Here is a 24,779-nt window from a genome sequence, read left to right on the forward strand (position 1 = left end):
TTCACCCTAGGCCCATCTCAGTCCGAATGTGAAAACTAGCTGGAATTAGCTTAACTCAGCGTCCGAAAAACCGGCAGCAGACCAGCTTACGGCTATTGAATATTGCCCAGCAGGGTCGCCATGGCAGCAGTCATGGCGCTAGGGTAATTTTCTAGATCCTTGACCTCGAACAGGAAGCGATTTGAGTCTGCACCGGCGCTCGACCACGTCGTCACCCCATTCGGATTGCACTTGATGTCGACGGGGCGGAAGCCAAAAATCGCATCATCTGCGTCGGACCCAGCAATGATCTTGCCCGCCTTGTCCACGGCTTGGGACACCATGTGGAAAAAGCCGGCGGTGCACCACATGAAGCGATCGGCATGGACGGTATACCAGCTCGATGTATCGCTCTGCGGTGCCAGCAGCGGCTGTAGGTAGCGCGCATCGGTTCGCGCCTCGAGGGAATAGGTGAAGTAGCTTTGCAGGACGGGCGACAATTTTGGCAGAACGTCGCTCTGGTTGAAACGGTAGAAAGTACCGAACCGCTCGACCTTTGGGTTGAAATCGCCGTCATCGGTCTCGAAGCATGGCATCCAGAAAATTGGGCACGGGATATCGAACGTGGCGGCGTAAGCGGCTGCATTGAGCATAACATTGTACTCTAGCTGCCCCTGCTTCGCGACATCGGGATGGCCCGCGCCCGCATTGAGGTAGATCCCCGCACATTTGTTACGGAAAAGATCTGGTTCAAGCTTGGCCGCGACGGCGAGATCGCGGCAGGAGCCGACGATGCTGATGTAGGCCGGCCCTGCGCTGTCGCGGAGATAGTCGAGGATGAACTCCGCGCCGGCGCGGTCGCGCCTAGGAAGGGCAGCAAGCGACGCCGGGTCATGCGTGTAGGGAACGGATGAGCCGACCGCCATGTGCGTTGGCAATCCCGTGAGGTAGCTTAGCTGCGCAATGCCGGTGACATCGGGACTGCGGCCTGGACGACTATCGGGCGGGAAGTCGACCAGTATGCCGCCGAGCTCAAGTTGGCCCGATGCGGCAAGAGCATAGACGCAAGCAAGATCCCAGTGATCGTCCGGATCGGCATAGGGACGAAACAGGTCGGTCTGATGAAGCAGTCTTATAACCATCGAATCCTCCTCATTATTCTTTCTCCCGACATCGCGACCGAGTCGGTGACCAAAACAAGCGTACGCTATGGGTATTATTGCAAGATTGCAATAACCTAATATTGCCAAACGTGAATACGCTGTGGTAGAAATGAAATCGGCTAGAGGAGGCCGCATGGTTAAGGTCCCCTTCATATTCAGCTCGCCTTGATGCGGACAAAGCGATGGCTCGAGAAGCGCGCGTTGAACATGTGCTCCGAAGTGCGCATGTTTGGCCACGGCGCGTAGCCATGCTCTCTCCAGGTGACATAGATGTGAAGCCAGTAATAACGTGCACGCTTGAATTCGAAGGCAGTGTCGAGAATTGAAATCGCCGCATCTCCACAATGGCGAAGTGGAGATGCAAATTGCTTTGCCGAAGGAGAGGAGATGCCAGTTGGCCCAGGTCACCGTTAGGAACATCGTCAAGCGCTACGGACGCGCCCAAGTCATCCATGGCGTGAATGTCGACATTGCAGATGGCGAGTTCGTCATCCTAGTCGGCCCATCCGGGTGTGGCAAATCCACCCTGTTACGCATGATTGCCGGTCTCGAATCGATATCGGGCGGTGAGATCCGCATCGGCGGCCGGGTGGTGAACGATCTTCTGCCAAACGACCGCGACATAGCGATGGTGTTCCAGAACTATGCCCTCTATCCGCACAAGAACGTCGCCGATAACATGGGCTTTTCGCTCAAAATCAAGGGCAGGCCGAAAGCCGAGATTGATGCCAAGGTGAAGAAGGCGGCTGAAATCCTGGATCTAGGTAAGCTGCTAGGCCGATTTCCGAAACAACTTTCGGGCGGACAGCGCCAGCGTGTGGCTATGGGACGCGCCATTGTGCGCGATCCGCAAGTCTTCCTGTTCGATGAGCCCCTTTCGAATCTCGACGCCAAACTTCGTGTCGCGATGCGCGTTGAAATCAAGGAATTGCATCAACGCCTCGGCACAACGATCGTCTATGTTACTCATGATCAGATCGAGGCGATGACTATGGCCGATAAGATCGTTGTGATGAGGGACGGCAAGGTGGAGCAGGTCGGCCCACCACTCGATCTTTACGACAATCCGGGGAATGTCTTCGTCGCTGGCTTCATCGGCTCTCCAGCCATGAACTTCATCAACGGCAGGATCGACTCAAAAGACGGCGAACAGATTTTCGTTTCCGATACCGGATCCGTGCTGCCCACTCGTGGGGTTAAGGCGCAGGCTGGTCAGCCGGTCGTCTATGGCATACGTCCCGAGCATATCGACATCGCGCCTGGCGGCTTGGTGGCAACGGTTTCTCTGTTGGAGCCGACCGGCTCTGAGACCCAGATTTTCGCAAGGGTCGGCAGAGACGCTGTTGACGCCATCGTCAAGGACAGGCTTACGGCCCGGCCTGGTGAAGAGGTGAGACTGAGGATCGATCCGCGCCGGGTCCACATCTTTGACAGGCAAAGCGGCGCACGCCTGTGAGCCTTCGCTATTGCGATTGTCATCTGCAGGTAAAGCGCGCAGGTGAAGTGACGTCATGACGTGGCAGGAGTTTCCGGAGGGTCGGCGCCGGCAAAGGCATTGGTCGCGCGGTCGCGCTGAGACTCACGTCGCGCGGCGCCGAGGCGGTGACACTCACCTCGATCTGAGGCGGATCTGAGAGTGCTCTACGCCGAGATCGGCAGCCACTGCATAATCCACAGGCCGGCGCGAGCGATCACTAGGGCCTCCAGCCCATCATCATTGGAGCGGTTGAAGAGCTTGTACCCGTTTTGCGCGAAAGGTAAATCGTCGGAATCCGGAGGGCTATTTGCGGTCGCTTCTGACGGTTCCACGCATTCACGCGACCTCACATAAGCCAGATTGAACTAAGGGAATTCCCTGCAGAGACCGATACGATCCCGTCGGTGGCTATCGGCGAGAAAGCGGAAGTGGCGCATGCGGTGGAAGCTCATCGGGGACACGTGCAGAAGAAAGCGCCAGATGAACTCGTGCGGGTCAAGGCGCATGATCTTCTCGCGATCGCGACCAATTGCGGCGATAATCCTTCCATCCGAAGGCAACGTGACCGTCATCGAACCTCGACGATGCGGCTGTTGGCGACGGCAAGAGCACCTGGTCCGGATCGCCGGACGGTGGCTTCGAATAAACCATCGATTCGACGCGGCGAGCACGTGCGAGATGGCGGGTGAAATACGATGGGTGTACCGGCAGAGATAGGATGGCGCGCAACGCTTATGATTCCGGCGGCGTCACCGCCAGTCGTAACCGATCGAGCGGACTGGTGCTTCGATGGCCTTTTCAGTTGGCAAGCCTTCCGAAGCCTCTTGCTCCGAATAAGTTCCATGCGCCGCCCTTTATGCGGGTGCGGCACCTTTCGTGGGGTGTTGGCGTCATTGTCTGTAGCCAGGGCGGGTCTGACACGTCTTTTACCCGAGGGCGTCCGTGAAGTACAAACGCCGGCACGTGCGCCGTCGACGAAGCGCTGTCCGCCAGATGTCGGTAGTATGGCTAGAAGTGACCAAACATCGTTTGAGCTGCATCTAGCGACGAGCGCTGGTTGATCGCTGGACATCGACGTCCCCTGTTGACAAGTGCCTCGTTCGACGACCGTTATCACGTAGCGAAAGTTCGAAGATCTATCGACAGATCTGGCAATTTCCGTTTTTAATGAATCGCCTCGAAGCGCTCGTGATTGAATTGGAGATTGACCTATCGGTTCCCTATTGGCGCCGGAAGGCACCGCCGAATCATCGCTTCAATGGAGGAGGCGTCGTCGCGACGCACCGCGCATCTCTAGACTTGCGCGCCAAAAGGCCAGTGGGCACTGGGGACGTTCGCTGCCTCCAACTACCTGGCTGCGCCGCAAACGCAGCCAGGATAACACGTGGGGATAGAGCTGATCGTTAGCTTCGCGGCAACGGCCGCCGCTACTGCTCCAAAAACCCGACCACTCACGGCGACAGTCAGAGCGGTGGAAAGGCTTCGAGTTGTGCAATGGGCAACCACTGGTTCGGCTTACGGCTATTGAATATTCCCCAGCAGGGTCGTCATGGCAACAGTCATGGCGCTAGCATAGCTGTCGAGATCCTTCACCTCAAACAGGAAACGATTTGAATCCACACCGGCGTTCGTCCACGTCGTCACCCCATTCGGATCGCACTTGACGTCGACGGGGCGGAAGCCGAAAACCGCATCGTCTGCGTTGGACCCAGCAATGATCTTGCCCACCTTGCCCACGGCTTGGGATACCATATGGAAAAAGCCGGCGGTACACCACATGCTGCGGTATTCCTGCATGGTGCGCCAGCTCGATGTATCGCTCCGCGGCGCCAGCAGCGGCTGTAGGTAGCGCGCATCCGTTCTGCACTCGAGGGAATAGGTGAAGTAGCTTTGCAGGACGGGCGACAACTTTGTCAGAACGTCGCCCTGCTTGAAGCGATAGAAGGTCCCGAACTGTTTGACCTTCCTGTCCAGGTACTCCTCAATTACCGTCTCGAAGCAGGGCATCCAGTAAATCGGGCACGGTATGTCGAACGTGGCGGCGTAAGCGGCCGCATTGAGCACAACATTGTATTCTGTCCCTCCCTGCTGCGCGACATCGGGATGGCCCGCGCCCGCGTTGAGGTAGATCCCCGCACATTTGTTACGGAACAGATCCGGATCAAGCTTGGCCGCGATTGCGAGATCGCGGCAGGAGCCGACGATGCTGATGTAGGCCGGCCCTGCGCTGTCGCGGAGATAGTCGAGGATGAACTCCGCGCCGGCGCGGTCGCGCCTAGGAAGGGCAGCAAGCGACGCCGGGTCATGCGTGTAGGGAACGGATGAGCCGACCGCCATGTGCATTGGCAATCCCGTGAGGTAGCTTAGCTGCGCAATGCCGGTGACATCGGGACTGCGGCCTGGAGCGTCATCGGGCGGGAAGTCGACCAGTACGCCGCCGAGCTCAAGTTGGCCCGATGCGGCAAGAGCGTAGACGCAAGCAAGGTCCCAGTGATCGTCCGGATCGAGACTGGGACGAAACAGGTCGGTCTGATGAAGCAGTCTTATAACCATGCGAATCCTCCCCATTATTCTTTCTCCCGACATCGCGACCGAGTCGGTGACCAAAACAAGCGTACGCTATGGGTATTATTGCAAGATTGCAATAACCTAATATTGCCAAACGTGAATACGCTGTGGTAGAAATGAAATCGGCTAGAGGAGGCCGCATGGTTAAGGTCCCCTTCATATTCAGCCCGCCTTGATGCGGACAAAGCGATGGCTCGAGAAGCGCGCGTTGAACATGTGCTCCGAAATGCGCATGTTTGGCCACGGCGCGTAGCCATGCTCTCTCCAGGTGACATAGATGTGAAGCCAGTAATAACGTGCACGCTTGAATTCGAAGGCAGTGTCGAGAATTGAAATCGCCGCATCTCCACAATGGCGAAGTGGAGATGCAAATTGCTTTGCCCAGGAGAGGAGATGCCAGTTGGCTCAGGTCACCGTTAGAGTTTGTCAGATTTAGGTTGAAGCATATCCTGCATGCCTCAGATAGGCGGCGCATTCGTGCGGGCTGAAGGCTTTGAGGACTTCGCCGACGCGCCTCCATGTCGCGTCGACGCTACGCTCGTCGGCCTTGCGCAGCAGGGTCTTGAGTTTGGCGAACATCATCTCGATCGGATTGAGGTCGGGGCTGTAGGGCGGCAGGAAGAACAGATGGGCGCCGGCGTCGCGGATGGCGTTGCGCGCCGGCTTGCCCTTGTGGCTGCCGAGATTGTCGAGGATGACGATATCGCCGGGACTGAGAGTTGGTGCCCAGGCATTGCTCGACCCAAGCGGTGAAGGCAACCCGTTGATCGGGCCATCGAGCACGAAGGGTGCGACGATGCGGTCGTGACGCAGCCCGGCGAGGAAGGTCAGCGTCTTCCAATGGCCATGCGGTATTCTGGCGAAAAGCGGCTGGCCGCGCTGACACCAGCCGCGGGTGCGCGTCATGTTGGTTTTGACCCAGGTTTCGTCGACGAACACCAGGCGGCGCGGATCAAGTCGATGTTGATGGTTCTTCCAACGGCTTCGGAAGCGCGCCACCTTCGGCCTGTCCTGCTCGCTGGCGATCAGCGTTTTTTTTAAATGTCTTGCCTTCGCGGCGCAGGAAACGCCAAACGGTGTCATGAGAGACATCGATCCCGGCCGCCTTAAGATCGGCGGCAAGCGCCCGCACCGTCCAATCGGTCTTGACCGCCAGCCGGCGGTGAACCGCATCGGCCGCCGCGCCCCGCAGCATCGGTTTGACATGGCCACCCATCTTGGCCGGCGCCAAACCGCGGCCGGACCGGTCGAGCTGGCCGATCCGCACCGCCGTCGCCGCCGATATCCCGAAGCGCAAGGCGGCCGCCCGCACCGTCATGCCTCCGGCCAGAGCGGCGGCGACGCGCTGGCGTAAATCCAGAGAAAGAGGTCGCGCCATCATTGCTGGCCTCCTCACCAGCAATGATCTTCATGATGTGGACGCCCCCGCACCGACCGTCTGCAGCTATGATTGCTGACGGGGCCTGCGCAGCGATAAGAGGAGCATTTACAGTGAAGATCACAACCATTGGACTCGACCTGGCCAAGAGCGTGTTTCAGGCGCATGGCATCGATGAGACAGGCAAAACCGTGCTGGTGAAACGGCTGCACCGGAAGCAGATGCTGCCCTTCTTCTCGAAGCTGCCACCCTGCCTCATCGGGGTGGAAGCGTGCGGAACGGCGCACTACTGGGCTCGCACGCTCGCCGCGATGGGGCACGAAATCAGGCTCATCCCCCGTCCTATGTGAAGGCCTATGTCAAACGCGGTAAGAGCGATGCGCTGGATGCTGAAGCAATCTGCGAAGCCGTTCAGCGCCCGACGATGCGATTCGTGCCCATGAAGACGGTGGAACAGCAAGGCATTCTCATGACCCACCGCGCCCGAGCGCTGCTCGTTCGCCAGCGCACGATGATCGCCAATGCGTTGCGGGCGCATCTGGCAGAGTTCGGTCTTGTCGCCAATCCCGGTGTCGCCAATCTGGCGAAGCTGGCGCAGCAGGTCCTGTCTGACGGGGATGGCTTGCCGTCTTATGCCCGCACCGCGCTGGATATTCTGATCCGGCAGATCATGACGCTTAGCGATGAGATCACAGCGCTGGATCAGCAACTTCTCGCTTGGCATGCCGACAGCGAGGCCAGTCGCAGGCTTACCGCTATCCCCGGTCTCGGTGTGATCACGGCCACAGCTGTCGCCGCCACCGTCACCGATCCCGATCAATTCCGCTCGGGCAGGCAATTTGCCGCCTGGCTCGGCCTGACGCCGCAACAGCATTCGACCGGAGGCAAAACGCAGCTCGGCGGCATCTCCAAGCAAGGAGACCGATACTTGCGCAGATTGCTCGTTGTCGGCGCTACCGCCGTCATCCGGCACACGAAGGACAAGGCAACGCCCATGGCGAATTGGATCAGAAAGCTCTTGGAGAAAAAGCCGTTCAGGCTGGTCTCCGTCGCGCTCGCCAATAAGCTCGCGCGGATCGCATGGGCCGTTCTGACGCGGAAGGAAGCTTATAGGGCCCACGAGATGATCGCCTGAGTTCAATCCCAGACAACCCGAATTGGTAACGGCAGTCGATGATGTGTAACGATCGAGCCAATGGTAAGGCCAACCCGTCTGATTCAATGCGCTTCAATCGCGCGCCATCTTGATCAGGGACCTCACCGGCGGATTTCCATCAGGGCCAGCGGTCGAACTTCACACCGCACAAACAGGCCGGACATATGAAAGCAACCGATCAAACAATCCCGACAAAGGGCCCTTGCCATAGGGGGTGTCCACATATGAACGTATGGCCCGCCCCATCCGCAAGGGTTTTTGAAAGTAGCTCTGTTCAGTCTGCGTCAACGTATCCGGTCTCGGGATCTTGTCCCGGCCAAGATGGAGATCCGCGCAGCCTGGTCCTCATAATCACACCGGCCTCGATCGGCCGTTCAATGGTTCAGGTTTCCAGGCTACCGTTCGACTGTCAGGCCATCTTCTTCTCACCACCCGCAGATTATCGCGACCATCAGATCAGCATCCGATGATCTCCTATTTCTACGCCGCAGCGATCGCCGGATCGAAGCTACGCTCCTTGCGCAGCATCGCCCAGACGATACGTGCGAGTTTGGCCGCCAGCGCGACGACGACGATGTTCTTGTGCGCCCGTTCCAGCAGACCACGGGCCCATCGGCCCAGCGGCGTATCCTGAGCCATGATGCGCGGCAGGACTGCGCGAGCACCATGGATCAGGTTTGCTCGCAGGTAGCGGTTGCCGCGCTTGGATATGCCGAGCAGCCGGGGCTTGCCTCCAGTGGTCGCCTGCCGGGGTGTGAGGCCGAGCCAGGCGGCAAGATCACGACCGCGCCCGAAGCTTGCCGCGTCGCCGACCGCGGCAACAAGTGCGGTGGCATTGATGACCCCGATACCGGGGATCGTCGAAAGGCGACGGGCCGCTTCGTCGTCACGCGCCATCCGCACGAACTCAGCATCGAAGGCGGCAATCCGTTCATCAAGGCTGCGCCACTCGGCGCGCAGGTCCTCGACCAGCAGCCGCATGCGCGACGACAGCCGGGAATCGTCCTCATCGGCGAAAAGCCCAAGCACATCTTCCAGCTTGCGCCGGCCCTGGGCAACGACGATGCCGCGCTCCAGCAACAATGCGCGTAGGTGGTTGATCAGCGCCGTGCGCTCCGCCACCAGGCGCGAGCGCGCCCGATGCAGCGCCTGGATGTCCGATTGCGCCTCGCTCTTCACCGGCACAAACCGCATCGTCGGCCGCGTTGCGGCTTCCGCGATCGCCTCGGCATCGTGGTCGTCGTTCTTGTTCGCCTTTACATAGGGCCGCACATATTCCGGCGCCATCAGCCGGATCGTGTGACCCCTGGCACCAAGTACCCGCCCAAGGTGATGTGCACCGCAGCAGGCTTCCATCGCCACAATGCAGGGCTCCATCTTGCCGACGAAGTCCGCAACACCATCACGCCGAAGGCGACGGCGCAGAACCACGGCGCCGGTCGCGTCGAGCCCGACGAGGCTGCAGACGTTCTTGCCAAGATCAATTCCGAGCACAAATATCGACATCGGTCCGTTCCTCTCTCGTTCCAAACAGAGCAATCCTAACGGATCGCGCTCCAGAGAGGGGCGGGCCATCCCATAATCACAATCGCTGCAAAAAGGGAATCCCGGTGCGATTCAGCTTAAAGCTGACCGACTCTAGGAACATCGTCAAGCGCTACGGAAGCGCCCAAGTCATCCATGGCGTGAATGTCGACATTGCAGATGGCGAGTTCGTCATCCTAGTCGGCCCATCCGGGTGTGGCAAATCCACCTTGTTACGCATGATTGCCGGTCTCGAATCGATATCGGGCGGTGAGATCCGCATCGGCGGCCGGTCGCGCCTGGGAAGGGCAGAAAGCGCCGCTCGGTCATGCGTGTAGGGGACGGAGGAACCGACCGCCATGTGGGTCGGCAACCCCGTGAGATAGCTTAGCTGCGCAATGCCGCTGGCGTCCGGACTACGACCTGGAGGGATCATCGGTCGGGAAGTCGACCAGTACGCCGCCGAGCTCGGGTTGACCCGATGCCGCAAGAGCATAGACGCAAGCAAGGTCCCAGTGATCGTCCGGATCGCTATAGGGACGGAACAGGTCGGTCTGGTGAACCAACCTTATGGTCATGCAAATCCTCCTCGTTATTCTTTGACGCCCGACATAGCGACCGAGTCGGTGAAGGAGCGTTGGAAGCCCAGCAGGATGACTGCAGGGATGAGGCTCAGAATGGTCGACGCCGCGAAGATCTGGCCATAGTCGCTGCTGTACTGCCCCACCATCAGACCGAGGGTAATCGGGGCGAGGAACATGTCTTCGCGCGTTGTGACCAGAAGCGGCCAGAGATAGGCCTGCCATTGCCCATTGAAGAGGATGAGCCCGGCGCCGATGAGAGCCGGCCGTGAAAGCGGCAGGAAAATCTGAAAGAAAATTCTTAGCCAGCCGGCGCCGTCGACTTGAGCCGCTTCAATCAACGAACGCGGTATGGCAAGGAAGAACTGCCGCAGTAGGAAGATGACTATGCCGTTTCCCACGAAGGGCACAATCAATGCTACGTAGGTGTTTTGCAGCCCGCCGCGCGCGAAGATGGCCGACAACGGGACAGCCACAACCTCCTCGGGAACTAAAAAACTGAAGACGATGAGTGCGAAGACGACTTCGCGACCGCGCCACTGCATTGCACTCAACGCGAAGGCTGCGGCTGCGCACACCAGCAATCCCACGACCACCGTACATGCCGCCACGATGATAGAGTTGATCAATCCAGTCCGGAACGTTCCGCCGAGCGCGCTCCCAAAATTTTCCAACGTTGGCCGTGGCGGGATAAAGGAGCCAATGGAAAGCGGATCGAGCGAGGTGAATATCTGACTACCGGGCCGGAGGCTACCTGCCACCAGCCAAGCGATCGGCAGCATAAAACCGGCGGCGACGGCGATACCGAACAGCAGCTGAACGATGCGCCTCGCTCGGGTCGAGTTTGTTTCTACGGCGCTCATTGTTGCTTCTCCCGCGATAGCAACCGAAACTGGATGAGGATGACGCCCATCATCACGACCATCAAGGTCAACCCCTCTGCAGCAGCCAGCGACAAATCATTAAAAAAGTAGGCCTGCTGATACACGTCGTACATGATGAGCTGTGTGCTGCCGTTAGGCCCCCCTCGGGTAAGTAGTGCTATCGGAGCGAACAGCAAAAATGCAGCCACCGTATCCGCGACGATTACGAAGGCCAACGGCCTCCGCATTAGCGGGACAGTGATGTGCCAAAGCGAAGAAAGCTTCCCAGCTCCGTCGATCGAAGCTGCCTCATGGAGGTCGCGAGGAATATCTTTTAGGCCACCGATGAGGAATATCATCCAGAAGCCGCAGCCGATCCAAGAGCTCATGACGGTGATCGACATTAGTGCCTGGTCTGGCGATGCGAGAAACGGTTGGGCACTCACCCCGACAGACCTCAAGAGCGCGTTTGCCAATCCTTGGGGGCGGTAGGCAGCGCCCCACAGTATGGCGGCGACGCTCGATGGGATCAAAACCGGCAGAAACACCAAGACTCGCAGGAGCGAGATAACCCGCGAGTTTTCGACAAACAGCAAGGCGAGGCCGAAAGCGACTACCGTCTGCAGTGGCACGGTCACTACGACAAAAGTCAGGGTGGCCTGCATGGTCTTGGCAAAGTTCGGCGACGCGAAGAGAAACTCGAAATTATCGAGCCCCGCGAATTCCCCGTCGGGGCCGGAGAAGCTTTGCTGAACGAGCCAGCCCGCTGGCAACAAGCGAAACGCGATGAGACCCACTAGAGCCGGCGCGAGGAAGAGGAGCGGCGCTATCGCCGCTCTCCATTTTGAAAGTCGACGAATTATGGGTGCAGCCCTCACAATCCGTTTCTCATAAGCCGTCACCATGGCCATCGCTGTTAGCGCCCGATCCGCTTGAAACTACGCTCTAGTTCGCTTTGAAGCTGCGTAAACGTCTGAACGGCATCACTTCCGTTGCGAATATCACTCCACGCACGCGTGACCAGCTCTTCCAACTGGAGATATCCCAAGGACCGGGGTCGACGGATAGCGGTGTTATTGGTTTCGTATTGGATCAAAGTATCGATGCCCTGAAGATTGGGATGTTGCTGGGCGACGCCTTTCAAGAACTCGGCCTCAGCGGCCATGTTCGCGCTGAGATTGCCTTCTCCCCTGGCGGAAGCTCGCGCACCTTCAGTGTTCAAGCAGGTGTATTCCAAAAACCTCAGAGCCAGGTCGGTATTGGCGCTGCCCGCCGCCACGCCCAGATGCCAACTCTCGGATGGCGTCACGGCTTTGCCACCGGCAAAGTACGGATGAGGCGCCACTCCATACTCAAGACCCTCGGCTGTGTCGAAATCGGCGATCAGCCAGGGACCTCCGACAAGGAAGGCAAGCCGGCCAGCTTTGAACAGGTCGGCCATCTCATTTCCTGTCGCAGCGCGCGAAGCCACTCCATCGGCATAGAGGCTTCCGTACCATTTTCCCGCCTGCAGCCAAGCATCGTTAGCCACGTCTACGGTCAGCAGGTCGTCACCCTTGACACCTGGCCCACCGCCAAGCGACTCCGGAAGGATCTGTAGCTGGTAGTAGCGATCGACTTGCTCGAAGGCGAAGCCCGTCTCGGCTCCCGCCGCCTGCGCCTTTTTAGCAAGGTCGATGACCTTGTCCCAGGTCATGCGTGCGTCAGGTGAGGAACCCGGCGCTTCAACACCCGATTTAGCCAAAAGCTGTTTGTTGAAGAACAGGAGCTGCGTCGACTCCCACATCGGCAATGAAAGCATCTTTCTGTTGTAGGTCGCACCCTCCACATCGCTGGGGAACAGCACGCCCTTGCTCTTTTCGGCGAAGGCACTCGTTAGGTCCTTCAAGATGCCTAGCTTGGCGAACGTCGGCACATAAGTCGGGTCTACCTGGAAGACATCGATCCCGGAGTTCCCCGTCCGAAAGCGTTGAACGACAGTGTTCTGATAATCGGGGAACGGAATGCCTTCGAATGAAGGCCTGACGCCGGATACCTTCTCGAAGGCTGCGAAGAGAAGCTGATAGCGTTTCCCATCTCCGGTCCCTAAGAATCTCAGCGGTTGGCCCTGCGCCACAGCCGGCAACGGCCCAAGCAGCGGCAGCGACGACACCCCCAACAAACCGGTCATGAAGCCGCGCCGACCCAAGCGATGTTCCATTATAGTCATTGTGTTTCCTCCCCTTTCGGCGCCCCTAACAATGGAGCCGCTAACGCACACGCTAGATGTTTTCTTGCAAGAATGCAATAAAGTAATATTGCCAAACGCGAAGACGGTGTAGTAACAATGACTAGGTTAAGGAGGCCGCATGATTCAGCCCGGTAGAACTCCACTTCATATTCAGCTCGCCGACATTATTCGGTCTCAGATCGAGAGCGGCGTCTTCAATCCTGGCGATCAACTCCCCACCGAGATGGAGTTGATGAAGCAGCACGAGCTCAGCAGCAGCACTGTGCGACAGGCGGTGCTCACCCTTGTCGGTGAAGGCTTGCTGTATCGACGCGCTGGCAAAGGGACTTTCGTTGCGAAGCGTCACATCGGTCGGGACCTGCTTACTTTTTCAGGATTTTCGGAAGAAGCGATAGCGCGGGGATTTCGGCCGGGTACCAGGCATATGACGGTCCACTGGCGTCCAGCTGATGCCGTGGCAGCCGCACTCAACGTGCCGGCCAACGAGAGCATCTTGACCATCGAGCGCGTGCGAACGATCGACGACGAGGTCGTGGCGGTTGAGACCGTTTCGTTCGTAGCAGCAATCGGTCGCCTCATCGAAAAGCTCGACCTTGCCGACACTTCTTTCACCGAGATTCTCGAAAAGCAACTTGGAGTGCCGCTTGCACGAGCCAAGCAGGAGATACGGGCCGGCATCGCGCGTGCAAAACTGGCAAAAGCACTCGACGTGTCCAGCGGCACCGCTGTGCTGCAAATCGACCGTACTGCCTTCGACGCGGGCGATCGAGTTATTTACTTCTCGTCTTCGTCCTATCGGGCGGACCGCTACATTTACAGCTGCTGGATCGAGCGAAACAGCAGCTCGATCGCTCAACCTCGTCGATTGATCGACCGGAGTAGATGAAATGCTTGGCTCTGAAGAAGTTTATGTAGTCGGCTCTTACGGAGTCGCGTTTTGGATTGTGGGCGAGGTGCCGGCGCCGGGTGAAACCTTGCTGGGGTCGGGGTTCGCCTTCGGAAATGGCGGCAAGGGCTCCAATCAGGCTATCGGAGCTGCGCGACTTGGCGCCAGATGCAGCCTGCTGGCAGGCGTTGGTGCCGACAAATTTGGTTTAGAAGCTCTGGAACTTTGGCGAGCCGAAGGCGTCAACTGCTCTGCAGTTAGGCAAATGGCCGAGACGCCCACAATGGCGGGAATCATCATTCTCGATGCCGTAGGCGAGAACCGCATCATCACAGATCCTGGCGCCAACGCGCGGCTCACGGCCAGCGATGTCGAAGGCTTCGCAGACACTTGGAAGAGCCCGGGCATCCTACTTACGCAGCTTGAGATCCCCATCGAGGCCGCAGCCCGCGCCCTAGCCATCGGCAAGGCGCGGGGGCTTACCACCATTCTTAATCCGGCACCTGCCCGCGCCCTGCCGAAGGAGATCCTTGCCGATGTTGACATCCTAACCCCGAACCAGTCCGAAGCGCGCATCCTGCTGGGGCTTGAGGCGGACGATCGGCAGGCGGACGCCGAAGTAGCGGCAAGACTACGCGGCCTGGGCGTTAGACACGTCGTAATGACCCTGGGAGCGGATGGTGCCCTGATTGCCGGGCCCGACGAAATGACCAAAATCGCAAGCTACCCGGTCGACGTCGTCGATACCACCGGGGCCGGAGATGCATTCAACGGGGCACTCGCTGCAGGACTGGCTAGCGGATTGACGCTCGCTGAGGCCGTTCGCCGCGGCACCGCAGCCGGCGCCATCGCAGTCACGAAAAAGCTCGTGGTTCCGGCATTGCCCGATGAGAGACAGATCTCAGAGTTAATGAAAACAGGAACCGCTCTCCGATGAAGATAAAGGTCGCTTTCCTTCCCACCAGCCCCCTGGCTATCGCCGGCGACGTATGTATCGTCGTCGATGTGATCCGCGCCACGACAGCTATTGTTACTCTTTTCGACGCCGGCAGCGATCGTGTGTTTGTGGGAGGATTTGGCTCGGACGTCACCAAAGCGCGCGCCGCGGTGGGCGAGACTGGAGTTATTTGCGCGGAGCGGGATGATGGATCACCGCCCCTCGGCTTCGATCATGAGCCCTCGCCGTCATTGCTGTCCGGACTCGATCTATCGGGCCGCTTTTCGATGCTGGCAACCGCCAATGGCACGCCAGCAATTCTCGCAGCAGTTCGAGAAGGTGCATCCTTGATACTGCTTGGTTCATTGCGAAACCTGGATGCGGTTGCCTGGCGCGCGCTCGCGGAAGCATCATCGCGCAATGCAGACATAACGATTATCTGCTCCGGCCAACTGCGCAATGCACGTATCGCGATTGAAGATAGCTATTGCGCCGGAATGATCGTTTCACAGTTTTGTGAATTTGCGAATGATGACGCTGTCGAACTCGACGACTCTGCGTCGCTCGCTCGCGGTTTCTCAATTTCACAAAATGGCGCCGTGCCGGTGTTGCTGAGTTCGATGACCGGGCGACGCTTCATTGGCAATTATCGACAGCACGATGTGGAGTTCTGTGCGCGCATCAACGAATCGACAATCGTTCCTGTCGTCACCGCGCAGCACGAAATTTACGATCATCCGGTATATGTCCTCGATGCACAGTAGCACAGCCGCAATAAAATTGGTTCATCGCCGACCTCGCGTCCTGGCCACAGCAGACCTCAGCCCAGAGGGTATTGCCTGCCTCCGCGAAATGAGCGAGCTTAAGTTGGTCGGCTGGGCAGCCGGCGATTGGTTCTGCGATCGCAAGCAACTGATGGACGCAATAGCTGATGCAGAGGTTGTATTAGCGGGATACGAGTGCTTTGACGAGGAACTGCTGGCTGCCGCACCTCATCTTCGCGCCATCCTGTCAGTGCGCTCGGCTCCGCAAGCGAACATCGATGTAGCGGCCGCCACGGCGCGAGGCATCGCCGTTTTTCACACTGTGGGAAGAACGGATCACGGCGTCGCAGAGTTCACGGTTGCGCTCGCGCTGGCGCTTATTCGACACCTTGTCCCTGCCAGTGCATGGATAAGGTCCCGGTCTCCTAACTTCGACCCCGGGGAGGATTTTTATCGTGGCACGGTATGGGGGCGCGGCGCGGATTCTCCCCAACTCGCATTCACGGGCATCGAGCTGCATGGTCGCACTCTCGGTATCATCGGCTTCGGGGCAATCGGACGTATCGTCGCCGAAAAGTTTTCCGGCTTTGGCATGAGAATTGTCGTCCACGATCCTTATGTCGATAGCGGCGAGTTGAAAACGCTCGGAGTCGAACCTGTCTCACTCGACGAACTTCTGGCACGCTCGGCAATCGTAACATTGCACGCGCGGCTCAGCACGCAAACACGCGGCATGATCGGTGCGAACGAGCTCGATCGGATGGGGCACGGAGCATATCTCATCAACACCGGTCGGGCAGGCCTGATAGACACTGACGCGCTGCTACGAGCTTTGGATCGCGGACAAATCGCTGGCGCCGCGCTAGACGTGTTTGACACGGAGCCGCCTTCGGCGACGGATCCGCTTGTTGCTCATCAGCGCGTCCTCGCGACCCCTCACCTGGCGGCGTGGACCGAAGAAATGCGCGTACGTCATACCCGCAGCATTGTGCAAAATCTGCAGCGGCTCTTGGGTGGCAAGGCCGAGCATCTATCGAACCCCGAAGTTCTCACTATGGCTGAGAGGACCTTGCCTTGAAAATCATCGATGTCGCCTCACGTCTCTATCACATCCCGCCGACGGTCTCCTGGGAGGATGCCACACACCGCGTGGCGAGCCTGGAATTCATCATCACCCGCGTGACCACAGACGCTGGGGTCGCAGGCGAGGGCTTTGCCTATACGACAGGGATCGGCGGAAGTGCCATCCTCTCCCTGATCGATGATTATTGCCGAACGATGCTTGTCGGACAAGATCCGCGACAGATCGAACGACTTTGGTCGTTCCTCTATGGCCAATTGCATCGCAGCGGCACCGGGGGCATCAACACCCTCGCATTGGGCGCGATCGACATCGCGCTTTGGGATATTTCGGCCAAGTGGTATAACGTTCCATTATACCGTCTGCTCGGCGCGCGGCGCGAAAGCATCCCCACCTATGGCAGTGGAATCGACCTCTTCCTCGCGAGCGACGCTCTACTCGATCAGGTAGATAAGTTCCTGACGCAGGGACACAGGGCGGTGAAGATAAAAATCGGTCGGGACAACGCGGAAGAAGATCTCGACCGTATCGTAGCCGTGAAGAAACTGATCGGCCCCACGCGACGACTGTTCGTCGATGCCAATCAGCGCTGGAATGTCGCTGACTGCATGTCCCGACTGCAGAAACTAGCCGCCTTCGACCTTGGCTGGATCGAAGAGCCTCTCCATGCGGAGGATATCCGTGGGCACGCCGACCTGCGCCGCTTTGTGTCGCAGCCCATTGCGGTCGGCGAGAGCCTATATACGCGGCATCAGTTTGCCGATTATCTACAGGCCAACGCCGTCGATGTCGTCCAAGCGGACGTGTGCCGCGTCGGAGGTATCAGCGAGTGGCTGAAGATCGCCAATCTGTCAGCGTCCTTCCACCGCACCATGGCGCCCCACTACATGTCCGAACTGTCCGTCGCGGTAATGTGTGCGATCGACAACGCGGACATCCTCGAATGCGTGCACGGCGGAAGCTTCTCCGAAATGGGTGTGCTTCAGACGGAACTTCGCCTTGAGAACGGAGTGGCCCTTCCATTTGAAACTCCCGGACATGGCGTGATGTTCAACGACGAAAAGCTCGAACCCTTCGCTGTCGATCCTGTTGAACTTCGGACCCGGAATATGCAGAGCGCAAAGTAATGCGGGTTTATCATGCGTACACAGCGTTCGATTGCCAAAACTTGCTAGGCGAAGGATGCAACTGGAATGCATTGGACCACAGCCTCTGGTGGACTGACATTGAAGCGAAGATCGTGTTCCGCTGGGACGACAACGGGAAAGTTGGGACTGTGCGGCAACTTCCCAATCGTGCGGCGTTCGTCTTTCCACGCGCGGGCGGTGGCTTCGTGCTCGGCTTGCCAAAGTCTATAGTCATTACGGACCCAACCTTCACACACTTCACACAAGTGGCCGAAATCGAGCCGCATCTTCCGCAAACCCGCGTCAACGACGCCGCGATCGATCCCTACGGTGGGATCGTCTTGGGCACATACAATGAACAAAGCCGTGAGCCAGTCGGGGGCGTCTATCGCATTGCGCCCAATGGCGAGGTCGTTAGGCTCTTCGGTGGCGTAGCGGCCGCCAACGGACTGGAATTTTCGCCCGACGGCCGGATCATGTACTTCACCGACACAACGGAAGGCACCATCCGGCGTTTCGCCCTGGCTCCGCAATTCGCGGGTCTTGCCGAGATAGGCCCTCTGGCAGGCCCGAACGTCGCCCCGGGATCGCCTGATGGCGCTACCATGGACATTGATGGGGGCTACTGGAGCGCTAGGCTACGAGGCGGCTGTGTCGTTCGCATCGACCGAAACGGTCACCTCACGGATCGCGTGGATATGCCGAGTATGGCGCCGACCTGTGTGGCACTTGGCGGCGAAGATCTGAGAACGCTGTTCATAACCTCACGGCGAACCAGGCAACCGTCTGATGAACTTCTTCGATTTCCCGAGTCCGGCAACCTCTTCCGCATTGAGGTCACTCAGGCTGGACGACCGCCGTTGAGTTGCAGAGTCTAGCTCTGGGCTGTTGAGCAGTCGAGTGTTCGACTGCCGCGAGGGATGCGACGTCACGTCGGCGTTGCGCAGATGAAGGTCATCGAGGTCGCTCGATTGAAGAAGTCCTGCCGGTGCTGCGAAAAGATGGTGCAGTTGCCGGCACCAAGCCGTCCGATACCGGCCAGCATGGCAGGTGGTGGCCTTCTAGCTTACATCCTCGTCTCGAAGTTGGACGACCACCTGCCACTGTAACGAGATCTTCGCCCGCATCGGCGCCGACATTCCCGACAGCACGCTGGTCGATTGGTGCGGTCGCGCCATGCAGGTGCTTCAGCCTTTGATCGAGCGGATCGAGAGTGCGATCATGGGACGCGACCTTCTCCATGCGACGACACCCCGAACCGGGTGCTCGATCGCTCTCTCCGAGACAAGGGGCTGGGCAAAGGCGTGAAGTAGGGCAGGATCTGGACGTATGTCCGCGATCAACGTCCCTGGGCGGGCGCGGCTCCACCGGGTGCGGTCTATTACTTCGCCCCGGACTGGAAGGAAGACCACGTCCATCATCACCTCAGACCGCGCGAGCGGCATCCTTCAAGCTGATGGCTACAAAGGCTACGGGAAGCTATGACCTTGGGGCGGATGGGACATCTCGCTTCCGAGAGGCGGCATGCTGAGCGCATTGGCGAGGCGACTTCCATGATATCTGGACCTCGAATAAAACCGAGATCGCACGCGAGGCTCTCGATGGTATCGGTGCGCTTTACGACATCGAGCGAGACATTACCGGTCAGCCTGCCAATGTCCGTTTTGCCACGCGTCAAAAGCACAGCAAGCCAAAAGTCGAAACATTCCGTGTCTGGGCCGAAGCGCAACTGACCCGCATTCCGGGTAAAGGCGATTTGGCGCAAGCCTGCCGTTATGGCCTGAGCCGCTGGCCCTCATTCTGCTTGTTCCTGGGAGATAGTAGTGTCGCCATCGACAACAATGCCGCCGAGCGAGCCCTGCCCCCAATTGGAATAGGGCGCAAGAACTGACTATTTGCTGGCGCTGACACCGGCGCGGAGACCCTGGCACGCGCCATGACGATCATCGAGACGGCCAAGATGAACGGCCTCGATCCACAGGCCTACCTGGCCGACGTGCTCGATCGCATTCACGATCACAAGATCAATGGGCTCGACGAATTGCTCCCTTGGAATTGGGAGCCTGTTCCCATGAGCTGCGCAGAGGCCGCCTGATGGCAACCGTGACCCATGTGTTCAGCATCGACTACGTCGCCAACTTGCTCAACGAAGATTCCGAGCTCCTTTAGGCGATTGTCAGCAACGAGGACAACCTGAGCTACGGGGCTACGGCAGCATCATCAGCGTCTGCACCGGGCCGGACGACGCAATAACTTCGCTTACCCGCGGCGGAATTGAAGAACTGGAGCAAATGCTTGCCCATGCTCGCCGCACCGCTGACGAATGGACCGACTTCCTCGAAGACTTCGTCGATGACCAGGAACTCAGGCTCGCATCAAAGCGAAATCTGCGCGGTAACAACCGGGCGGTTAGTATCTAATACCAATACGAATAATCTGTTTCACGGGCGGCCTCCCCCGATTGAGTACTCCAACGAACTCATTCTGGCACACTTGATGCCGTAGGGAGCCGTCCACACCAACAGACCTAGGCGCAGACATAGAAGCTCACATCGGCTCACAACGCGCGCTACGATATCCGGCCGCCACCCCTTCCGCCAGACGGGGTTCCCTTGCCGCTTACCGGTACAACAAAGGGGTATGCCCCCGGCCTCCGCTCATGACCTTTTTGCTGAAGTTGACGCACGCAACTAACTGGCTTGGCGAGAGCGCCCGCATATAAGGATATGAATAGTTCGCCAGTCGATCGTCGCCGCCGCGCACTCGCTATCCTTCAAATCCTTCGGAGCCAGTGAATCACCGCTGCGCAGGAGGCATGAATCTTCCTCCTTTATTGCGAGGCGGCCTCCGCAGTGGATCAGATGCCCTCGAAACCAATGGGCGGAAGATCACATGATAGTAATGAGGCATTTTGACCAGCTCCAAATCAACGGGACGTATTGTCGCGACACTTGCCTGTGAAAGGCACCGGTAAATCTCTCCCTCCCGGTTGATTTCTTCCAGATCGAGAGAGCTCGACACATTCCTACACACGTTTCTTGCATTATCCAACAGTTGTATATCTGCGATTTGCAGCCATTCATAATGCTCCCCCAGGAGCATTTTCACACTGGTGCCGCTTACATATGGAAGAATAATGGAGAAATATCCGTCATGCAGATGGTGTGCTCTAAGCAACACGACCTTGGACTCGTGTGTGCTCTCTATCGAGACTTTCAGAGGTGAAAAACGCACATTCATATCTTCTGGACCTAAATCAAGTTGAAATCTTCTTTGGACCAGGCCGCTGAATGTGAAGTCAAGCCCCAAGCTGCGCGTTTCATATGCACCCAGCCGATAAGGTGAGGGCAGGCACCTCACATTCTTCGAAGCACTTTCTAAGTGATAGATCGTCTTCTTGCGGTCTGGTCCCATAAACTTGTCGTGCTGGAAGTCCTTGAAATATTCCAACTCCGCTTCAATAGGCATGTAGGCATGGCGGAATAGAGCTGCATGGGCGGCCTGCTGCAAAATAGAATACTCGTGCGTCACACCAGCCTTGGTAAAAAACGTCCTCGCATCATTGATGAACCGCAAGCATTCAGCTTGAACATTGGCAACCTTCTCGTACTGCTTCTCACTAAGTTTGATCTCCCCCAGAACTGGCTCGCCGTGCAAATCATAGTCCACAACAGCTCCTTCCTTGAAAGTGCAGCATTGCTCAAATAAAGTGTGATTCCACCAGGGCGACCTAATGAGTGCTTTGCTGTTCGCCGCACGGCAAGGTTCGTCGGAGGCGACCAGATAGCGGCCCAGTATGTCGACTTTCAATTCTTCTTTGAAGGTGCGAACCAAACATTCCTGCGTTTTGCCGTTCCAGCTTGTGTCTGCCAAGATGATGGTATCGCCTTCCTCCAACTCCAATTCCTTCGACATATAGCGCATCAGGCGGGCACGCAAAGCAAAGGAGTTCTTGAATATCAGCTCCAACACATCGTCGTCATGCAGCAACTGATGGAACGCCGTTTTCGGATCGTCAGATTGATGGGCGATCCGTATGAGCAATTCCGTCACTTCAGGCGGAAGCAAAAGCTGTTTTGCAGTGGCATGAAAGTTGTCAAATTCGGGTTCGATTCCGCTGATGTAATAATCGACGTCGGCGCGGGTTTTGAAGGAGGCCGCAGTAGCAATGAAGTTGCGGATTCGTACCAGCTTGCCGACGGGCTTGCGCGCATAGGCTTCACACGCAGCTGAAAGAAGATAAGCATCACGCAACAGAAAGAAGACCCTTACTCGCTTGCCCTGCTGTTCAAGTGCCTCCACTTCGTCCATAAGAAAACGAGCATAGGCGTATAGCACCGGGCCAAACGACATGTAGCCGATCACTGTCTCAGGGGCGTACGGCTGCAGGTTTGCTACAGAAAAAACCGGCCGAAATGGACTATAGCGGGGCAGAATAACTGTTTCTGGTGCTGCCTGTTCGAGTACAATCAACGAAGATGCCGCGTTCTGTAGGCGCAAAAAGTCTGCGGCCTCGGGATCAAACGGCAGGAAATGCAGCGCACGTACGCCCAATTTCCGCGGCACTTGGGCATCGGATACGTCATTATCCCCGATGTGAAGTATTTGCGACGCAGGCACGCCACACTCTTTGATTACAACCTGAAAAAGGGCATGGCTCTTCGACGTCCCATAATCGACAGAGCAGTAAATCTTACTGATTGCCTGCATAACGTTTGCAGGCAAATGCCGAGCCAACAGGCGCCTTAACTCGTCTTCGCGCAAATACGTATCGCTCACGACGATAATTTTGATACCACGGGTGTGCGCCAGCCTGATCAGTTCTACGTACGGTGAGAATGCGAAGCAAACATTCACTTCGGTCTGGATTTCCGTCTCGGCCAAAAGCTCCCGTTCCTCACCAGAAAGCGAAGTAAAAGACCGATAAATATCACCGAGATCGATTTCCCCGGATCCGTTCTCTAAAGGCTTCGCTCGATAGGCACGCGCAGCAGCGCTAATGCGTTGGTAAGGAGTTATCCCCAATCTTTGCGCAACGGGATTATCGGCCAGAACGGCGAAAACGTCTTTAGGTGTCGCTGTCTTGCGCCATAGCAACGTATCGAAACAGTCAAGTGAGAGTACCTTTACGGAATTCCCAAACTTATCCAGAATATTTGGGATATCGTGGACCGTTATTTGTGCTTGACGGTTGGTATCACTCATGTCGTTCCAAAGCAGGCGATCCTCCGGTTTTTGCCGCTTGGTGATCCTTTCTGTTAGACCGCCCCCATCTGGAAACATTGCATCACCGTGACCGATAAATTGGTAGACGTCGTCCCTGGGAAGACGCGGCACGGTCTCGCCATAAAAGTCAGGGTCAGACATATGTTCATTAGGGAACCGTCCGAAAGACTGCTGACCAATATCGGCTTGCTTTATCTTGGCGGCCAAGCGCTCTAGAATAAGCTGCATATCTATTCTCCTTCACGCAAGCGCAATCTTTCTGGCTGAGAACTTCTCACTTCTCGTCCACTCTTGGGTCTAGGCCCTCGTCTTCGCCACCCGAACGACCACGTTCTGTATCAAGTCCTTAAGGAACGCCGTCAAATGGCGCTGACGTAGTCGGCAACATGTCCTTGCTGGAACCGGCGTTGCTCGTCATATCCACCTGCAACGCTGCGATCACACGCAAGCCTTGCTCACGATAGGTTCGGGGATATCATTGGATCCGCGAAGCCAACCTCCTCCGCGACCTATGCGACGAATTGCAGCGTCCTTTTTGGCCGGAAGCTGCTAACGAGGATGACGCGCAGCATTTCCGAAACAGCGGCAACGCCAGACGCATCATCGTCGGCACCGGGTGCCGCAGTCCCGTTCGCGGTGCTGACCGAGTAAGGTGGCCTCCGACCACGACGAGCCACTGCATTAGGTCAATCGCTCGAAGATAACGTTGATGTCAGTCATCGCAGCAAGCCGGTATGATCTGCATTCCATCAGATTGATGATCCGAGCCCTGTTGCCCTTTAGACGATGCTCACCTGGCTCGCATTGGATGACAGCAGGTCTGATGCGCTCGTAGTCAATGGCCTTAACGAGATCGTGATCCAGTCCTTCGCAATCAATCGATAAGAAATCGACCTTATTGGTATATGGGGTCAATAGTTCATTGATACCGATCGCGCTCACCTCAATATGTTCTCGGATACCTCCTATACCGTTGAAGTCGCCGAAACTTTCCACATGTGCTTTATCCACAGAGGAAAGCTCATGGGCGTTTCCGATGAAGAGCGTGGCAGTCGCTTGCGGAGCGGGCAAGACAACGGATTGCACGAGAACGTCTTCCGGGCGCGCAGTGCGGATCAGCGGTTCCAATTCAGGATTGGGTTCAACCAGAACACCTCGCGCGCCTCTTTGGTACATAAGATAGGTACTCGAGGTAGAGATGGGGTGATTAGCGCCGATCTCCACATAGAATACACTGGCCCAAGTTCTTTGGCTCCTGCAGAGTTTTGCTGCCAAGATTCCCTCTACAATAACGTCTTCTCCGGCTTGTGCATAACTGGCCGGCGCGAAGTGCTTGATTCGAGAGTTCGGCAGATGCAGCCTAGCGACCTCCTGGTTTATGGACTGGTTTTCAAACTGGGACAACATAGCTCGCTCTCCAATGTAATCTGCGATCTTGGGACGGGGCCGTTACGACCGGTTTGTCGCGGCGGCTCTCGCTCATCATCCCCTGCAATCGGCGTGCCACGTGCGGAATGCGGTGCTTCGCCTATATCTTTGCCGAAAGCCGCAGCGCTCGCGCGGTCGAGGGGCAATTGTCGTCGTTCGGTGGTGGTGCTTCAGGTCGACGTATATCGTGCCTATGAAACCATGGCCAAGCGCCGGGGGCAAAGTAATGCAGCACCGCTGCGGTTGGCTTTCTGCCTTGCCCACACGCGGCGCACGTTCGTCGATGTCGTCAAGCTGACCGGCTCCTCGAAAGCTCTGTCGATCCTTGCCAGGATTGCCGAGATCTATCGTATCGAAGCGAAACTGCGCGGCGAAACTGCCGCTATCTGCCGCATGTCGACAGTGAAGAGT

Annotated in this window: 19 protein-coding genes and 5 pseudogenes; 12 read left to right on the forward strand and 12 right to left on the reverse strand. The window is 57.6% G+C overall.

Annotation, left to right across the window (positions count from 1 at the left end; genetic code table 11):
* Positions 1–92: 92 nt before the first annotated feature.
* Positions 93–1,121: a hypothetical protein gene (locus tag SINAR_RS0129895; RefSeq protein ID WP_028002481.1), complete on the reverse strand. Its 1,029-nt coding sequence runs from the start codon at positions 1,119–1,121 to the stop codon at positions 93–95.
* A 415-nt stretch (positions 1,122–1,536) separates the two neighbouring features.
* Here SINAR_RS0129895 and SINAR_RS0129900 point away from each other — a divergent pair, with 415 nt between their 5' ends.
* Positions 1,537–2,598, forward strand: a complete 1,062-nt coding sequence (locus SINAR_RS0129900) for an ABC transporter ATP-binding protein (protein WP_028002482.1) — start codon at positions 1,537–1,539, stop codon at positions 2,596–2,598.
* Positions 2,599–2,984: 386 nt separating this feature from the next.
* Here SINAR_RS0129900 and SINAR_RS1000000136020 read toward each other — a convergent pair whose 3' ends face one another.
* The 3 genes from SINAR_RS1000000136020 to SINAR_RS1000000136025 all read right to left on the reverse strand — a co-directional run bounded on the left by SINAR_RS1000000136020 (position 2,985) and on the right by SINAR_RS1000000136025 (position 6,565).
* Positions 2,985–3,311, reverse strand: a complete 327-nt coding sequence (locus SINAR_RS1000000136020; protein ID WP_084617819.1) for a transposase — start codon at positions 3,309–3,311, stop codon at positions 2,985–2,987.
* Between the two features lie 829 nt (positions 3,312–4,140).
* Positions 4,141–5,172 (reverse strand): hypothetical protein, encoded by a 1,032-nt coding sequence (locus SINAR_RS0129910; RefSeq protein WP_028002484.1) that lies wholly within the window; start codon positions 5,170–5,172, stop codon positions 4,141–4,143.
* Positions 5,173–5,619: 447 nt separating this feature from the next.
* Positions 5,620–6,565 (reverse strand): IS630 family transposase gene (locus SINAR_RS1000000136025; protein ID WP_150852085.1). Its coding sequence is split into 2 segments (ribosomal slippage): positions 5,620–6,225 and positions 6,227–6,565, totalling 945 coding nucleotides; the frame shifts between segments, so codons are not numbered across the junction.
* A gap of 113 nt (positions 6,566–6,678) precedes the next feature.
* On the opposite strand from SINAR_RS1000000136025, the pseudogene SINAR_RS01000000134140 reads away from it, so the two are divergent.
* Positions 6,679–7,700, forward strand: a pseudogene (locus SINAR_RS01000000134140) (IS110 family RNA-guided transposase).
* Positions 7,701–8,201: 501 nt separating this feature from the next.
* On the opposite strand, the gene SINAR_RS0129930 reads toward SINAR_RS01000000134140, so the two are convergent.
* On the reverse strand, positions 8,202–9,227 hold the full coding sequence (locus SINAR_RS0129930) for an IS110 family RNA-guided transposase (RefSeq protein ID WP_027997995.1): 1,026 nt from the start codon (positions 9,225–9,227) through the stop codon (positions 8,202–8,204).
* Between the two features lie 104 nt (positions 9,228–9,331).
* On the opposite strand from SINAR_RS0129930, the pseudogene SINAR_RS0129935 reads away from it, so the two are divergent.
* Positions 9,332–9,538: pseudogene (locus SINAR_RS0129935) on the forward strand (ATP-binding cassette domain-containing protein); the annotation flags it as partial.
* A gap of 123 nt (positions 9,539–9,661) precedes the next feature.
* On the opposite strand, the gene SINAR_RS1000000137240 reads toward SINAR_RS0129935, so the two are convergent.
* The 4 genes from SINAR_RS1000000137240 to SINAR_RS0129955 are packed head-to-tail and all read right to left on the reverse strand — an operon-like array spanning position 9,662 to position 12,898.
* Positions 9,662–9,823 (reverse strand): hypothetical protein, encoded by a 162-nt coding sequence (locus SINAR_RS1000000137240; RefSeq protein WP_158500208.1) that lies wholly within the window; start codon positions 9,821–9,823, stop codon positions 9,662–9,664.
* A 14-nt stretch (positions 9,824–9,837) separates the two neighbouring features.
* On the reverse strand, positions 9,838–10,689 hold the full coding sequence (locus tag SINAR_RS01000000134145) for a carbohydrate ABC transporter permease (protein WP_050577602.1): 852 nt from the start codon (positions 10,687–10,689) through the stop codon (positions 9,838–9,840).
* On the reverse strand, positions 10,686–11,600 hold the full coding sequence (locus SINAR_RS0129950; RefSeq protein WP_050577603.1) for a carbohydrate ABC transporter permease: 915 nt from the start codon (positions 11,598–11,600) through the stop codon (positions 10,686–10,688). Before SINAR_RS0129950 ends, SINAR_RS01000000134145 begins: the two co-directional genes overlap by 4 nt.
* Before the next feature lie 5 nt (positions 11,601–11,605).
* Positions 11,606–12,898, reverse strand: a complete 1,293-nt coding sequence (locus tag SINAR_RS0129955; protein WP_028002489.1) for an ABC transporter substrate-binding protein — start codon at positions 12,896–12,898, stop codon at positions 11,606–11,608.
* A 139-nt stretch (positions 12,899–13,037) separates the two neighbouring features.
* Here SINAR_RS0129955 and SINAR_RS0129960 point away from each other — a divergent pair, with 139 nt between their 5' ends.
* The 8 genes and pseudogenes from SINAR_RS0129960 to SINAR_RS1000000137980 all read left to right on the forward strand — a co-directional run bounded on the left by SINAR_RS0129960 (position 13,038) and on the right by SINAR_RS1000000137980 (position 20,112).
* The gene (locus tag SINAR_RS0129960; protein WP_028002490.1) at positions 13,038–13,805 is read left to right on the forward strand and encodes a GntR family transcriptional regulator; all 768 of its coding nucleotides are present in this window, start codon (positions 13,038–13,040) and stop codon (positions 13,803–13,805) included.
* A 1-nt stretch (position 13,806) separates the two neighbouring features.
* Complete coding sequence (locus tag SINAR_RS01000000134150; protein ID WP_033058230.1) at positions 13,807–14,742, forward strand: ribokinase; 936 nt, start codon at positions 13,807–13,809, stop codon at positions 14,740–14,742.
* Complete coding sequence (locus tag SINAR_RS0129970; protein WP_028002491.1) at positions 14,739–15,506, forward strand: 2-phosphosulfolactate phosphatase; 768 nt, start codon at positions 14,739–14,741, stop codon at positions 15,504–15,506. Before SINAR_RS01000000134150 ends, SINAR_RS0129970 begins: the two co-directional genes overlap by 4 nt.
* Positions 15,496–16,584 (forward strand): NAD(P)-dependent oxidoreductase, encoded by a 1,089-nt coding sequence (locus tag SINAR_RS01000000134155; protein ID WP_050577604.1) that lies wholly within the window; start codon positions 15,496–15,498, stop codon positions 16,582–16,584. The genes SINAR_RS0129970 and SINAR_RS01000000134155 overlap by 11 nt, the downstream gene beginning before the upstream one ends.
* Positions 16,581–17,714 carry a mandelate racemase/muconate lactonizing enzyme family protein gene (locus tag SINAR_RS01000000134160; protein WP_050577605.1) on the forward strand — a complete coding sequence of 378 codons (1,134 nt, stop codon included), beginning with the start codon at positions 16,581–16,583 and terminating at the stop codon, positions 17,712–17,714. The genes SINAR_RS01000000134155 and SINAR_RS01000000134160 overlap by 4 nt, the downstream gene beginning before the upstream one ends.
* Positions 17,714–18,592 (forward strand): SMP-30/gluconolactonase/LRE family protein, encoded by an 879-nt coding sequence (locus tag SINAR_RS1000000134790; RefSeq protein ID WP_050577606.1) that lies wholly within the window; start codon positions 17,714–17,716, stop codon positions 18,590–18,592. Before SINAR_RS01000000134160 ends, SINAR_RS1000000134790 begins: the two co-directional genes overlap by 1 nt.
* A gap of 63 nt (positions 18,593–18,655) precedes the next feature.
* Positions 18,656–19,809, forward strand: a pseudogene (tnpC, locus tag SINAR_RS1000000136030) (IS66 family transposase); the annotation flags it as partial.
* Positions 19,809–20,112, forward strand: a pseudogene (locus tag SINAR_RS1000000137980) (hypothetical protein). The pseudogenes tnpC and SINAR_RS1000000137980, both read left to right, overlap by 1 nt.
* Positions 20,113–20,510: 398 nt before the next feature.
* On the opposite strand, the gene SINAR_RS0130010 reads toward SINAR_RS1000000137980, so the two are convergent.
* The 3 genes from SINAR_RS0130010 to SINAR_RS0130015 all read right to left on the reverse strand — a co-directional run bounded on the left by SINAR_RS0130010 (position 20,511) and on the right by SINAR_RS0130015 (position 24,347).
* A complete protein-coding gene (locus SINAR_RS0130010) occupies positions 20,511–23,168 on the reverse strand; it encodes an HAD family hydrolase (protein ID WP_028002493.1) in 2,658 nt (885 codons plus the stop codon).
* 281 nt (positions 23,169–23,449) lie between these two features.
* Entirely contained in the window at positions 23,450–23,617 is a 168-nt protein-coding gene (locus tag SINAR_RS1000000138575) for a M28 family peptidase (protein ID WP_084617822.1), read from the reverse strand.
* A gap of 4 nt (positions 23,618–23,621) precedes the next feature.
* Positions 23,622–24,347 carry an FkbM family methyltransferase gene (locus tag SINAR_RS0130015; RefSeq protein ID WP_028002494.1) on the reverse strand — a complete coding sequence of 242 codons (726 nt, stop codon included), beginning with the start codon at positions 24,345–24,347 and terminating at the stop codon, positions 23,622–23,624.
* A gap of 119 nt (positions 24,348–24,466) precedes the next feature.
* On the opposite strand from SINAR_RS0130015, the pseudogene SINAR_RS1000000136040 reads away from it, so the two are divergent.
* Positions 24,467–24,749 (forward strand): annotated as a pseudogene (locus SINAR_RS1000000136040) (IS66 family transposase); the annotation flags it as partial.
* Between the last annotated feature and the right edge of the window lie 30 nt (positions 24,750–24,779).

It is taken from the genome of Sinorhizobium arboris LMG 14919, from assembly GCF_000427465.1.
GTDB lineage: Bacteria > Pseudomonadota > Alphaproteobacteria > Rhizobiales > Rhizobiaceae > Sinorhizobium > Sinorhizobium arboris.